This window comes from Streptomyces sp. ISL-43 (assembly GCF_018614195.1).
Lineage (GTDB): Bacteria > Actinomycetota > Actinomycetes > Streptomycetales > Streptomycetaceae > Streptomyces.
Genome location: NZ_JAGGOT010000006.1, coordinates 1 through 12,870, shown reverse-complemented (window position 1 = coordinate 12,870; position 12,870 = coordinate 1). Strand labels below are relative to the sequence as shown.

Annotated in this window: 11 protein-coding genes and 1 pseudogene; 9 read left to right on the top strand and 3 right to left on the bottom strand. The window is 68.9% G+C overall.

Going from position 1 to position 12,870, the window contains the following annotated elements; translation table 11 throughout:
- The first annotated feature begins 59 nt into the window (after positions 1-59).
- Both J7F03_RS03655 and J7F03_RS03650 read left to right on the top strand, forming a co-directional pair.
- Positions 60-443: a hypothetical protein gene (locus J7F03_RS03655; protein ID WP_214947174.1), complete on the top strand. Its 384-nt coding sequence runs from the start codon at positions 60-62 to the stop codon at positions 441-443.
- A gap of 20 nt (positions 444-463) precedes the next feature.
- Positions 464-1,468: an IS3 family transposase gene (locus tag J7F03_RS03650; RefSeq protein ID WP_214947173.1), complete on the top strand. Its 1,005-nt coding sequence runs from the start codon at positions 464-466 to the stop codon at positions 1,466-1,468.
- 2 nt (positions 1,469-1,470) lie between these two features.
- On the opposite strand, the gene J7F03_RS03645 is transcribed toward J7F03_RS03650, so the two are convergent.
- Positions 1,471-3,591 (bottom strand): serine/threonine-protein kinase, encoded by a 2,121-nt coding sequence (locus J7F03_RS03645; protein WP_214947172.1) that lies wholly within the window; start codon positions 3,589-3,591, stop codon positions 1,471-1,473.
- Between the two features lie 133 nt (positions 3,592-3,724).
- Between J7F03_RS03645 and J7F03_RS03640 the strand changes: the two genes are divergently transcribed.
- Both J7F03_RS03640 and J7F03_RS03635 read left to right on the top strand, forming a co-directional pair.
- The gene (locus J7F03_RS03640) at positions 3,725-4,033 is read left to right on the top strand and encodes a transposase (protein WP_214947171.1); all 309 of its coding nucleotides are present in this window, start codon (positions 3,725-3,727) and stop codon (positions 4,031-4,033) included.
- Positions 4,030-4,953, top strand: a complete 924-nt coding sequence (locus tag J7F03_RS03635) for an IS3 family transposase (protein WP_214947170.1) — start codon at positions 4,030-4,032, stop codon at positions 4,951-4,953. Before J7F03_RS03640 ends, J7F03_RS03635 begins: the two co-directional genes overlap by 4 nt.
- A 197-nt stretch (positions 4,954-5,150) precedes the next feature.
- Here the strand turns inward: J7F03_RS03635 and J7F03_RS03630 are convergent, their stop codons facing one another.
- On the bottom strand, positions 5,151-5,450 hold the full coding sequence (locus J7F03_RS03630; RefSeq protein ID WP_214947169.1) for a hypothetical protein: 300 nt from the start codon (positions 5,448-5,450) through the stop codon (positions 5,151-5,153).
- A gap of 139 nt (positions 5,451-5,589) precedes the next feature.
- Here J7F03_RS03630 and J7F03_RS03625 point away from each other — a divergent pair, with 139 nt between their 5' ends.
- The 3 genes from J7F03_RS03625 (at position 5,590) to J7F03_RS03615 (ending at position 9,686) form a co-directional block, all read left to right on the top strand.
- Positions 5,590-8,223 carry an ATP/GTP-binding protein gene (locus J7F03_RS03625; protein WP_308379009.1) on the top strand — a complete coding sequence of 878 codons (2,634 nt, stop codon included), beginning with the start codon at positions 5,590-5,592 and terminating at the stop codon, positions 8,221-8,223.
- Positions 8,224-8,276: 53 nt separating this feature from the next.
- On the top strand, positions 8,277-9,155 hold the full coding sequence (locus J7F03_RS03620) for a DUF4231 domain-containing protein (protein ID WP_251071384.1): 879 nt from the start codon (positions 8,277-8,279) through the stop codon (positions 9,153-9,155).
- Between the two features lie 336 nt (positions 9,156-9,491).
- On the top strand, positions 9,492-9,686 hold the full coding sequence (locus J7F03_RS03615; protein ID WP_214947167.1) for a hypothetical protein: 195 nt from the start codon (positions 9,492-9,494) through the stop codon (positions 9,684-9,686).
- A 70-nt stretch (positions 9,687-9,756) separates the two neighbouring features.
- Here J7F03_RS03615 and J7F03_RS40760 read toward each other — a convergent pair whose 3' ends face one another.
- On the bottom strand, positions 9,757-11,394 hold the full coding sequence (locus tag J7F03_RS40760; RefSeq protein ID WP_251071383.1) for a hypothetical protein: 1,638 nt from the start codon (positions 11,392-11,394) through the stop codon (positions 9,757-9,759).
- A 247-nt stretch (positions 11,395-11,641) separates the two neighbouring features.
- Between J7F03_RS40760 and J7F03_RS42255 the strand changes: the two are divergent.
- Together J7F03_RS42255 and J7F03_RS40750 are read left to right on the top strand one after the other, a co-directional pair.
- Positions 11,642-11,932: pseudogene (locus J7F03_RS42255) on the top strand (transposase family protein); the annotation flags it as partial.
- Between the two features lie 131 nt (positions 11,933-12,063).
- Complete coding sequence (locus tag J7F03_RS40750) at positions 12,064-12,813, top strand: ISAs1 family transposase (protein ID WP_308379006.1); 750 nt, start codon at positions 12,064-12,066, stop codon at positions 12,811-12,813.
- Positions 12,814-12,870 lie beyond the last annotated feature (57 nt).

Here is a 12,870-nt window from a genome sequence, read left to right as displayed (position 1 = left end):
TGAGACGTCCCGCTTTGTCGGGTTAGCCTGAGAGGGCACGACAGGAGACCCCACCCCTCATGACCAGCACCAAGCCCGCCGGATCCGACCCGGCACCCAGGCCGAAGCGCCGCAGTTTCAGCCCCGAGTACAAACTGCGGATCGTGGCCGAGTACGACGCCGCACCCAAGAACGAGAAGGGTGCGGTCCTGCGCCGCGAGCGCCTGTACCACTCCCACGTCACCGAGTGGCGGGCCGCGCGGGATGCCGGCGCCCTGGAGAACCTCCTCGACAAGCGCACCAGCCCGGCGAGGCCGAAGCGGTCCGCCACCGAGGCGGAGAACGAGAAGCTGCGCCGCCAGGTGGAACGGCTGGAGAAGGAACTGGCCCGGAACAAGGCCGCACTGGAAATCCTGGGAAAAGCTTCGGCGCTCTTGGAAATGATCTCCGAGAGCGCGGACTGAAGCACACCGCCGAGCCGGTCGTGGACACCGCGTTCACCGGCATCGAGGGCGAGCTGGGCATCACGTCCGCGTGTCGGCTGACCGGCCGCTCCCGCGCCACCCACTACCGCCGGCTGCGGCCCCCCACGCCGCGCAGACCCCGCGAGCCGCAGGCCCAGCCCTCGGCCCTCGCGGCCGGAGAGCGGGCCTCGGTACTGGAGCTGATGAACAGCGACGAGTACGCCGAGCTGCCGCCCGCACAGATCTGGGCCCGCGAGCTGGACGCCGGGCGCTACCACTGCTCGATCTCCACGATGTACCGGATCCTGCGCGAGCGGGGCCAGAGCGGCGAACGCCGCCGCCAGGCCACCCACCCCGCCAAAACGGTGCCCGAGCTGGTCGCCACCGGCCCGTCACAGGTGTTCACCTGGGACATCACCAAGGCGGCCGGACCGGTCAAGGGCATCTGGTATCACGCCTACGTCATCATCGACATCTTCAGCCGCTACATCGTCGGCCACACCGTCGAGGCCGCCGAATCCGCTGAGCGCGCTGAGGAGTTGATCCGGGAGGCCATCACACGCAACCACATCGTGCCCGAGACCGTGCACGCCGACCGCGGCACCTCGATGACGAGCAAGAAGGTCTCCCAGCTGCTGATCGATCTGGGCGTCACGCGTTCGCACTCACGGCCGAAGGTCTCCAACGACAACCCCTACAGCGAGGCCCAGTTCAAGACCACGAAGTACATGTCCGACTATCCCGAACGCTTCGACTCCCTGGCCCACGCCCGCGAGTGGTTCGACGCGTTCATCGCGCACTACAACCACGAACACCGGCACTCGGGCATCGGCTGGCACACTCCTGCATCCGTCCATTTCGGAACCGCCGAGGAGGTCCGCGACCAGCGGGCCGTCACCCTCGCCCAGGCATACGCCCGGCATCCCGAACGCTTCGGCCGCCGCCCCCGACCACCCGAGATACCCCAGAAGGCGTGGATCAACGACCCGGCCAAGCGCCGGGAACCCACACCACAAACCTCATAGCGTCACGACCGTCTCACTGGACTTGAAATCTTCCGGGACGGCGGTAGCAGCACAACGTTGGGCTGCGGCCTGGTACCAGTCAGGATCCAAGCGACCACCCGGGCGAGGCTGTAGATATCGCTGGCCGGCGTGGCCTCTTTGTGGGCGTCGCGGGCGAGTTCCGGTGCCGCGTAACCCTCGGTACCGAACACGACACCGGTCTCGGTCAGCGGTCCGCCGGCGCTGGTCTGGCCGCGGGGACGGCGAGCGATGCCCCAGTCGGCCAGCCGCCACCGGCCGTCGTACAGCAGGATGTTGGCAGGCGTTATGTCCCGGTGTACCCAGCCGTGCTCGTGCGAGGCCGCCAGCGCCGACGCGACGGACAGCACCATGGCACGCAGCTCTTCCGGGTCGGCGAGCTGCGCGCGTCGGTCCTCGGCGGTGGCCTCCGCCCAGGGCATGACGTACCAGGTGGCCAGCGCGTCGGCATCCAGGATCGGCATAGCCCCGGGGTGCGATCCCATCGCGCGGGCACAGTCCAGTTCACGGCGCCAGCGACGCGTCGCACGGGGGCCAGGGTTTTTGCGCTTCTTGAATGCCACCGGTTCGCCGGTGGCCTTGTGGACGGCGTAGAAGACGTCGGCCTGACCTCCGCTCTCCCGAGGCTTGTCGTCGATCCGGTAGTCCCGCTTCTCACCGCGCGCAGCCAGGCCGACCGCGTCATAGCGCTGTTCAGCAGAGGTTGGCTCCGGCCTGGCTGACGACAGCGCGACGGGGCCGCCCTGGTGCAGTCCGGTGAGGCGGATGAGTGCGTGCCGGGGACGGACCGGGTCACTGCCGGAGAGGGTGCCAAGCAGGAAGGTCGAGCCAGCCACGTCGTACGCCACGCCGTGGAGGCGGCCAAGTGCGAGGTCGATGCCACCGCCGGTCAGCCCGGTGAGGAGATTCAGGGAGCGCACCAGGACCCGTGTACCGGAACCGTCTCCGGAGGCGAGGGCCACCTGGTCGGGCCCGGTTGCGAAGGCGTGGTGCGGATGCGGGACAGGCGTGGGGATCCAGTCCTCGCCAAGCCCGACGCCGGTGCCACGCTTGAGGTCGGTCGTCGCCGAGTGCCCGTCGGCGACCAGCAGGAACCGGCGCTCGCCGAGCGAGACCGCCGCTCGGACAGCGGCATCGAAAGAAAGCGGGTAGTGCGACTGGTCACTCAAATCGTCTCCGGCGCGGGTCAGAGCCAGCGTGCTCTGGCCCGTTCCGAAGGTGACGCCAGAACCAGAGAGCACCCATGGCTGACCGTCCGGACCTTCCAGAAGGTGAGCGGGCAGCTCGAACGGTCCGGCCACCGGGGTCAGGGCACCGTTATGCCACTTCACCAAGGCCGCACCGCAGATCACGAACACCGAACCATCCGGCTGGGGCAGAGGACTGCTGGTACAGCCCGGCAGGCGGAAGAGCCATCGAGCCGCACCCGTCAACGGATGGAGCTCGATGACCCCTTCTGTACAGGCGACGAGGAGACTTTCAGGGGCGCGGTAGGCCAGCCCCGTGACGGTCAGATCGGCGGTCGGCTCCCCCACCAGGAGGAAATCCGCCCCAACTGCGGGGCTGCTTCGCTCCGTAGGCTGCGGAATGTCGAGACGCCCTGCCGGAGCCATGGCCAGCGGGAGCCGATCCGTGTCAGCGAGTCCGAGCAGTTCGTCAACGGGCACGTACAGCTGGCCCCGGCGGAAGGTCTCCTCAATGAAGTCGACGAGGTCGCCCAGACCGGTCAAGGCGGCTTCCACATGCGTACGGTCCAGCACCACTTCCGGGCAGTGTGCTGCCCCTGCAAAGGCGGGCTCCTCCAGGGGCAGTCCCGATATTTCCTGGCAGATCCACACCCGCCGTTCGCTCTTCCGATCGGGCGGGAGGAACGTGTCACCAGATGCATCGAAGAGCAACACCTGGTGCACGACGTAGGTCCAGCCATCGGCCTCGAAGTATGCGGGGTTCGCATGATCACGAGGATCACCGCTGACAGACCGGGCGCTCCGGCGGAGAAGTTCACCGACGATGCCACCTGGCGTGTCCGGATCCGCTGCTCGCCGGGCGGGTTCCGGCTCCGGCATGCTCACGTACCGGAACGCCAAGTCTCGTGCATCGTCCACTGTGCCCCCACCTGCCGTACACCCGGTCTGCCTGACGGGCCAGAACCGATTGTTCCCCACGGCGTGAGGTTCCCCCGAGATGCGGGGAGAGGTGACAGGGGGTCAGATGGGTCTCATGAGAGGAGCCCAGACGATGCCTGCCCCGAGGAAGTACCCGCTCGAGTTGCGTGAGCGTGCGGTGCGGATGTACCGGACTGCCGAGCCGAAGCCCGTGATCCGCCGCATGGCCGAGGATCTCGGCGTGCACCACGAGGCCCTGCGGAACTGGATCCGCCAGGCCGAGGCCGACGCCGGCGAGCGCGGTGATGTGCTGACCACGGCCGAGCGCGAGGAACTGGCCTCCCTGCGCAAGGAGAACGTGCAGCTCAAGCGGGCGAACGAGGTCCTGCGGACGGCCTCGGCTTTTTTCGCGGCACAGCTCGACCCGACCCGGCCCAGGTGACAGGACTGCTCGACGAGCATCCGCATCTGGGGGTCGAGCCCGTCCTTCGGGAACTGTCCATCGCCTCCTCCACCTACTACCGCTGGCGCCTGGCCGAGCGGGAGCCCTGTGAACGGCGCCGTCGCGATGCCGGGCTGACCGGGCGGATCAAGGAGATCCATACGGAGTCCGGCGGGATCTACGGATCCCCGCGGGTCCACGCCGTCCTCAAACGCGAGGGCGAGGCGGTCGGCCGTAAACGGGTCGAGCGGCTGATGCGCGAGGCCGGCCTGCACGGCATCAGCCCCCGCCGGCAGGGCAAGGGCTTCACCCACCGCGACCCCGCGGCCACCCTCGCCCCCGACCTCGTCAACCGTGACTTCACCGCCGAAGGGCCGAACCGGCTGTGGGTCACCGACCTCACCATGATCCCCACGAGCGAGGGCCCGTTGTGGCTGTCCGCGATCCGTGACGCCTTCTCCCGGCGCGTGGTGGCCTGGGAGACCTCCGCCCGCGCGGACGCCGACCTGGTCCTGTCCTCGCTGGAGTACGCCCTCGCCAGCCGCGAAGTCGAGCCCGGCAAACTCATTCACCATGCCGATCACGGCTGCCAGTACACGGCGATCAAGCTCACAACCCGGCTGCTGCGGGCAGGAATCGAAGCGTCCATGGGCTCGGTCGGAGACTCGTACGACAACGCCCTCGCCGAGAACCTGTGGATGCTGATCAAGACCGAGTGCGTCCGTGGCCGCGTCTTCGCCACCAGGGCCGAGGCGAACCTCGCGCTCTTCGAGTACATCGACGGCTTCTACAACCCCCGCCGCATCCAGAAACGCCTCGGCTACCTCAGCCCCATCGAATTCGAGGAGAAGCACTACACCGAACAGGCGACGGCCGAACAAGCGAACCTGAAACCCCGTCTACCCGTTCTGACCAGCTAGTCAACTACTCCCGCACAGCGGGGGAACCTCAGCGGGAGACTCGGCGCCAGATATCGGGCGGCCCGATCAGCTCCGCGGCCAGCATCCGAACCGATCAGGGGGCTGATGCCCTGCAGAGGTCAGCCCGACCTCATCCGCCTCCCCGCAGACCACGGAATGCAACCACCGCGCCGGCGCATCAGGGGCTACGCCTCAATTCACTCCGACGACCCGAAGTCAGCAAGCTCTCTCAGCCGAGCGGCATAGGTGATACCGATCTGCACCGTGGTGTCCTCGTCGGCATCCTCGAGCAGGTCCAGGTCATCCACGGCTTGATCCCTTGCTGCGCGCAGCATCTCGATGGTCTTCGCGTCCGGGCCGCTGTCGCGGGCCTGAGTGAGGCGGGCGTTGTACCAGCGGATGACCTCCTTCACCATGCGCTCGGCCTGCCGGGCGTCCCCACCCCCCTGGTGGAGCGGCTGGGACGTGGAGTCTTCGGGCATGAGGGGGCCGTTCACGGCGTACCACCTTGGTCGTGTTGACGTGCTTGACCAGCCAATTCTCCCTGACGCACCTTCACTGCGGCCGGGACGGGCATAGGTTGAGGACACGGGGCGATCACCAGGGGGAGTCATGGCGGGGCGGGATCTTCGGGCGTTGTTCAGCACCAACGACCGGCAGGTGGAGGCCGGCGAGGCGTTCACGAACCGGCAGGGGCAGTGGCAGATCGTCCAGAGCGCCCTCGCCGAGCACCTGGCCCGCATCACCGCCCCCGGCTTCAGCGTGGAGGACCTGGAAGCCCCCCGGAACAACATCCTGACGTTCCACGGAGTCGGGGGGATCGGGAAGACGACGCTGTCACGCACGTTGGAGGCTGCGCTCGCCGGAGCCGAGGGCCGCCCGGCCCGCTGGGGTGAATCCGTCTGGCCCGCCCGGCCGGCGCTCCTGCCGATCCGGATCGACCTCGCCCGGTCCGCCGACGTGGACTTCGAGCGCGTCGTCCTCACCATCCGCCTCGCCCTCGCCGCCCACCTGAACCGTCCGCTGCCTGCCTTCGACATCGCGCTGCGCCGCTACTGGGAGCACCAGCACCCCGGCGAATCGCTGGAGGAGTACCTGCGCCGCGGCGGTCTCGCCGCACGGTTCGGCAAGAACCTGCCGCAGCAGATGCAGTCCGCGCTCTCCGACGTCGCGCAGGCCCTGCTCCTGCCCGGCACCGTCGGCTCGGCCATCGGCCAGCTCACCGGCGCCCTGACCACCGCGATCCGCGAGCGCCGCCAGACGGTGCGGGCCCTGGCCGGCTGCGCCCGCCTCGCCGACCTCCTGGACGTCGAGCCCGACATCGACGCGCTCTCCTACTACCCGCACCTGCTGGCCTTCGAGCTCGCCCAGCTCCCCGCCGAGCAGGCCACCGTGCCGGTCGTCTTGCTGGACACCTTCGAGGACACCGGCACCCGCACCCACCGCGACCTCGAACGGCTCCTGCAGCGCCTGGTGTGGCTGATGCCGAACGCGTTCTTCATCGTCACCGGCCGCGGCCGCCTGCAGTGGGCCGACGCCGCGCTGGAAGGCCAGCTCGACTGGACCGGCCCCACCGCCTGGCCCGGACTCGTCGGGCAGGCCGTGCCCGGCCCCCGCACCGCCGGCACCCCGACCGGGACCGACCGCCAGGTCCTCATCGGCGACTTCTCCCCGCAGGACTGCGCCGACTACCTCGCCCGGCGCCTGACCCGCGACGGCCAGCCCCTCATCGACCCGGGGCTGCGCACGGTGATCGCCGAGCGCTCCCACGGCCTGCCCCTCTACCTCGACCTCGCCGTCCTGCGCTTCCTGGAGCTCCGCCGCGCTGCCCGCACCCCCGCGGCTTCCGACTTCGGCACCGACTTCCCCGCGCTGCTCACCCGCACCCTGGCCGACCTCACCCCGGACGAACGCCACCTCCTGCGCGCGGTCAGCCTGCTGGACGCCTTCGACCTTCCCCTGGCCACCGCCGCTGCTGGCCTCTCCCACCAGGCCGCAGCCGCACGCCTCGCCGAGCGGCCCCTCGTCCGCGAAGACCCTTTCGGGTTGTGGCCGTACAGCCTGCACGCGCTGATCCGCTCCACCCTGCGCGACGCCGACGACGCGACCGACGACCGGTGGACCGAGGACGACTGGCGGGCGGCGGCCGGGCGGGCACTGGCCGCGCTCGGCTCCCAGTGGGCGGCGGGGACGGGACCGGACCGTCGGCTGCTGACGGGCTGCCTGCGCCAGGGCCTGGCTCTCGCCCACGACCACGCCCTCGAACTCGGCTGGCTCACCGACGCCGCGTTCGCGTACACCGCCGACTACGTGTGGGAGCCCCTCCCGCTACCCGCCCAGGACGGCAACGAGGAGCTCGCCACGGCGGCCGGGGCGCTGGACGAGCTCCTCAGCACGCTGGCCCGGCGCCAGCACGAACACCGCGCGCGGACTGCTGAGCGGCTCACCGCCGTGCTGGAGACCGGATTGCTACCCACCGAGCTTGCCGAGATGGCCCTCTACTTCAAGGCCAAGGCCGACCGCGACCTCGGCCACAGCGCTGCCTCCCGCGCCGGCATGCGGCAGGTCGCCGACGGCGGCGGCCGCTACGCCCCCGACGCCGCCCGCGGGCTTGCCCACCTCGCGCGCACCGCCGGCGATTTCCCCACCGCGCTGGCCACCGCCGAATCCCTCGGCTGGCCCGGCCGCGGCCACCGCGTCCTGGGCGACATCTGGTTTGCCCACGGCGACATGGACCGCGCAGCCGCCGCGTACACCGCCGCCCGCACCGAAGCCGAAGCCCACGGCAACGCAGGCGAGCAGGCCATCGCCCAGACCCACCTCGCCCTCACCACGGCGTTCACAGACCCCGCCCGCGCCGACGACGAACTCGCCCTCGCCGAGCAGCTCCTCGTCGGGCTCGACCAGCGCGCCACCACCCTCACCGCCAAGATTGCCGGTCTCGTCCGCGACGCCGGCGGAGACCTCGGTGACCGCGGGGACCTCCTGCGGGCCGAGATCACCACCGCCGGAATCACCGCGGCCGCACCGCTCCTCGAACTCGCCATGGCCTTCCACCACAGCGCATGCACGGATACCGCCGCGACCGACGCGAGCATCGACCGGCTGAACGAGCTCACCCAGGACGGCGACCACGCGTACTACACCGATGTCGCCCGTCATCTCGCCGGCCGCGCCTCCCGGGCTGACTCGGCCGTGCTATGGACCGAGGACGCCGAGGCCGTACGGACACGGTGGCACCAGCTAGCTCTCCGCCGAATGGGCCGTTGAGCCCGTAGCCGTCCCCGTTCGTGATCCCGACTCAGCGCAGGAGCTTGCAGACCATGGCCCGCGATTTCACCGACGACGCCCCCAACCGGTTGTCCACTGCCGAGCGACAGTTGCGCGACGAGGAGCGGACCCGCCTCTTCGAACTCGGCAGGGAAGTCCGGGACCGCGAGTCCGAATTGGCCCGCGTCCGAAGGCTCACCCGCACACGGAACATGTCGATCGTCACTGCTCTCCTGCTGCTGCTGGGCGCCGGAGCGTGGAGCGTCGTCGTATGGGACCTGCAGCGCTTTCTGAAGCCGGACATAATCTGCGGAGTGCTCGCCTTGGTCGCGCTCGTCTTCGCCGTGCTGGCCAACGGGGCTCTGCCCACGGACGGCTCCCTCGACGAGATCGAGTCGGGCCTCGAGCAGAGCCGCGACGAGCTGCGCTTCTACAGCGCCCTGGTGCGGCCTGGTCTCATCGAGCAGCGCAGCCTGTACCGGGAAGACGTCCAGGGCTTCATCGACGTGTACGCCCACGAATCCCGAAAGTACCGAAGAGTCCACAACATCCTTCAGACCCTGATCATGGTGGGCTCCGCGGCCACCACGACCATCGCCGCCCTGGACACCGGCAAGGAGCTGACCTGGCACAGCATCACCCTGCTCCTTATCAGCTTCGCCATCACGGTCGCCGCGATGATCAACGGCTACTACAAGTACCGCGAGCGCAGCTACTTCCTTCAGCAGACCGCCGACGAGATCGAAGCGGAGACCAACGCCTTCGCCCTCGGTGTTGGTGAGTACGCCGACTTCGGCCCCGACCAGGACAAGCAGGCCCTGGCCCGGTTCACCGGACGCGTCGAGGAACTCCGAAACGAACAACGCCGCCGTCAGCAGCAACTCGACCAGCCGGCCGACCAGGGACCCCCGGCCGGGCAGCCCACCGCGTAGCGGTACGTCAGACCGCGGGCCGAGCCCGGACCTGCCGACGGCACGCTCTCGGCTACGCCGGAGCCGGACCTACAAGCGAAGGAGGATCTCCATGACCTGTCGCGCCTGTCGACACGCCATCCTCGGCGACGAAGTCGTCGCTTACGTCCACCGCAGGGTCGCAGCTGCGCCGCCGCCTGACGCGGTACTGATCGAAGCCTTGAGGCCCATCCTCACCAATCCCGCGTTCCCCGACAGGGGGCCGAGGTGCACTGGCCCGAACGGTCAGGAATGTAGTGCCCCACTGGTAGCTGACGCGTAAGCAGCGCCTTGACGTCGTGACGCAGGAAACCGGTCATGGACGACGAATTTCTCGACACACTCCTCGACACGGCCACGGAGCCCCGTCTGAAGGTCATCAGCCAGGACGAAGCACGGGCCCTCATGGTCCTCCTCGGCCAGCTCGAAGAAAACGGACAACCCGAGAACATCCGCTACGCCGCCAGCGAGATGCGTTTTCGAATCGGATCCCGGCTCGCCCTGCCCCTGTAGGCCCGCCGCCCGCTTCTGATGCCCGATACGTCAGAGAGTGGGCGGTGCCTGCACGGGAGCAGAGGGGGATCTACGCGGCCTCCACGTCGTCGGACACCTCGACAGGGCGGGCTTGCTTCTTCAGGTTCATGCGCGCTTCTACTCGCACCTCGGCGGGGACGGCTGCCCAGTGGGGATGGTCTGCGATGGCACTCGTCAGTTCTCGAAGGTCTGCCCACCTCCGGTCGACGGTCTCCTTCTGATCGTCGCTCCACCCAGGGCTGTCGGGGACGTCGCCGCGGTGGGAGAAACGGTCTCCTCGTGCCCATCCGGCCATCGGCTCCACACTCCAGGGCAGGGCCGCCAGGTAGGCACCGTGCTCGGCGCGAGCACGGTGCAGTCGCTCCTGGAGCTGCAGGAGATCGAGGGGGAAGGTGGACTGGGGGGTGTCGGTGTCGGTCACGACGGAATCGTAATGGTGTTCGATTTTCGGTAGAGAGTCGGCACCCCGAGGATTCCCCTGTTCGGGCTCTTTCTCCTCTTGATCACCGCCCCTAGATTCGACGAGAGCGGGTAGTGCAGGTGCGGGAACCCAAGGAACGGTCCTCGCGGGAGGGAAAGGTTGCGTCACGGGCGCTGACCCTGCCGGGAGACCGCGCTGCTGTGGGATCGACGAAGCCGGCCTCGGATCTGCAGCAGTTGGTTGGCTCGCGCTCGCAGGATCAGGATGTGGCATGAAGGCAGGAACAACGCCAGTGCTCAAGACCGCCGAAGGCCGGCAGGTGGGCATGTTCGGGCTGGACTTGGACGGCCCCGAGGGGTCCTTCGGGGCAGTCGGCAGCTCGATGACGCCGTCCTGCAGGTCGTTCAACCGGTCGCAGTCCTCGGTCGTCACCCAGAACCGGTCGGCCTTCGTCCCTCTGTGAAGTTCCACGGGCACGATCGTTCCCGCAGCTGTCCCCCGAACAAGGTCATCGAACAGCACGTCGCGGGGCTTGGGGGTGACGTGGGGTTTTCCACACCGACGGACGCCATCCGGACAGGGGTACAGAGCCCGAAGGTCGCAGAGCCAGAAGTCCAAAGCACGGTACCCGGAGACCACACGAAGGTCGCCCGTCCTCGCGATGACGTGGGCGGGCAGGTTGTTGCTGCGGGTCCACTGGGTCTCGCTGCGCTGCGCGTAGTCCGCCCGGTCGGTGTGCCAGGCAGGGGTGATGCCGTGCTTCGCAGCCTTCGCTGCCCTGGCCTTCACACTTCTGGGCCCCTCGACACCGGCGGAGGAGAGCTGGATCTCCCAGCCGATCCGCCTTCCTCCCACGCCTTCGATCAGGGTGTCGGTCTGGATCCAGTTGCGGGTGCCGACGGGTGTGCGGACTTCGCTGTCGCCGGGGAAGCCGCCTTCCTCGGCGGCGCGCAGGATTCGTTCCTGATATGCCTTGTGCTCGTCTGACATGGGGGCGCTGTGGCGCTCTTGGTCCTCCGCCCGCTCGTGAACTGCTTCCCGGCGGCCGTTGGGCTGCTGGCGCAGATACATCCACGCCACCACGTTGGCGTCCCGGCAGATGCCCCCACACTGCAGTTCCCGCTCCGCGACGGGAACGCTGCGCGACGCGAGGAGCCGGTCGGTGCTGTAGAGCAGATCCCACAATCCGTCGATGCCTTGCCCGAGGTCCTCCTGTTTGAGGTCAAGAAGCAACCGGAGTTTCGTGTGCCAGACGATGTTGGCCACAGTGTGCCCTCCCCCTGACGGTGCTGCCTTCCCTCACGGTAGGACCCGGCACTGACAATCCGACAGGGGCCCGTCACCAGGGTCATTGCATGAAGGCGATCGGTCTGGTTCGCCTGTCTCGTCCGTGACGTGGCGTCATGTCCCCTTCCCGGTGGGGAAGTAGGGCAGGCACGGTGCCGGTGATCATGTGAGTGTCTACGTCCCATGAGCACCGAGCGAGCCCGTGCCTGCCTCTGTATCTTCCTCCATGCCCGTCGCGTTGGAGCACCTGGCCCGCACCGAAGGTGCAGCTCCGCTCGCCGACGCCGTCTGCCTGCGCTTATACCTCGACCAGGTGCCCGATCCACGGGATCGCCGCGGACGCCTGTACCCACTGGTCGCACTGCTGTCCGCGGCAGCGGCGAGCGTGCTGGCCGGTGCCCGCTCCCTGACGGCCATCGGCGAGTGGGTGGGCGACGCACCACACTGGGCGCTTCGGGCGCTCGGCTTCGTACCGGACCCCCTGACCGGGCAGGTGGCGGTGCCGCACCCGGCCACCGTGCGCCGACTGCTCGCCCGGCTGGACGGTGATGCGCTGGACACGGCTATCGGCGCGTTCCTGTCCGCACGGGCAGGGCGCACCATCGATGCCGGCGCCCTGCGGGCGGTCGCGGTGGACGGGGCAAGACCGTGCGCGGCTCGCGCACCACCACCCGGCCTGCGACCGTGCTGCTGGCCGCCATGGCCCACAGCGGAGAAGTCCTCGCCCAGCGCCAGATCGCCGACAAGAGCAACGAGATTCCCGCCTTCGCCCCGCTGCTGGACACCCTCGATCTCACCGGCACGGTGATCACCACCGACGCCCTGCACACTCAGCACGCCCACGGCACCTACCTGCGCCGACGTGGCGCCCACTACATCGCGGTCGTCAAGAAGAACCACCCCGGCCTCTACGAGAGGATCCGCAAGCTGCCCTGGCACGAGATCACGCTCGACCACTACGACCGCACCCGCGCCCATCATCGCGACGAGATCCGCCGCCTGAAGACCGCCGCCTTCGCCCACCTCTACTACCCCGACGCCCGTCAGGTCCTCCAAGTCGTGCGCTGGCGACGCGAGCTCAGCTCCGGCAAGCTCACCATCGAGCGCGTCTACCTGATCACCAGCCTGCCGCCCGGAGCCGCCGACGGCGCACAGTTCGCAGCGTGGATCAGAGGGCACTGGGGCATCGAAAACCTCCTGCACCACGTCCGCGACCGGACCTACCGCGAGGACGACTCCAAAATCCGCACCGCACACCTGCCCCGCATCATGGCCGGCCTGCGCAACCTCGCCATCGGCGTCCACCGCCAAGACGGCCGCGCCAACATCGCCGCCGCCCTCCGCCACACCGCCCGCGACCACCACCGGCCCCTGTCAGCCCTCGGACTCACCGGGTAACGAACCCGGACAAACCGCCTTCAAGCAATGACCCTGGGTCACCTGCCACTCCGAGAA

Bases quoted from the DNA above. Each gene is read 5' to 3' on its own strand.
- J7F03_RS03615 (WP_214947167.1), top strand. From the start codon at position 9,492: ATGGACGACGAATTTCTCGACACACTCCTCGACACGGCCACGGAGCCC.
- J7F03_RS03655 (WP_214947174.1), top strand. From the start codon at position 60: ATGACCAGCACCAAGCCCGCCGGATCCGACCCGGCACCCAGGCCGAAG.
- J7F03_RS03620 (WP_251071384.1), top strand. From the start codon at position 8,277: ATGGCCCGCGATTTCACCGACGACGCCCCCAACCGGTTGTCCACTGCC.
- J7F03_RS03640 (WP_214947171.1), top strand. From the start codon at position 3,725: ATGCCTGCCCCGAGGAAGTACCCGCTCGAGTTGCGTGAGCGTGCGGTG.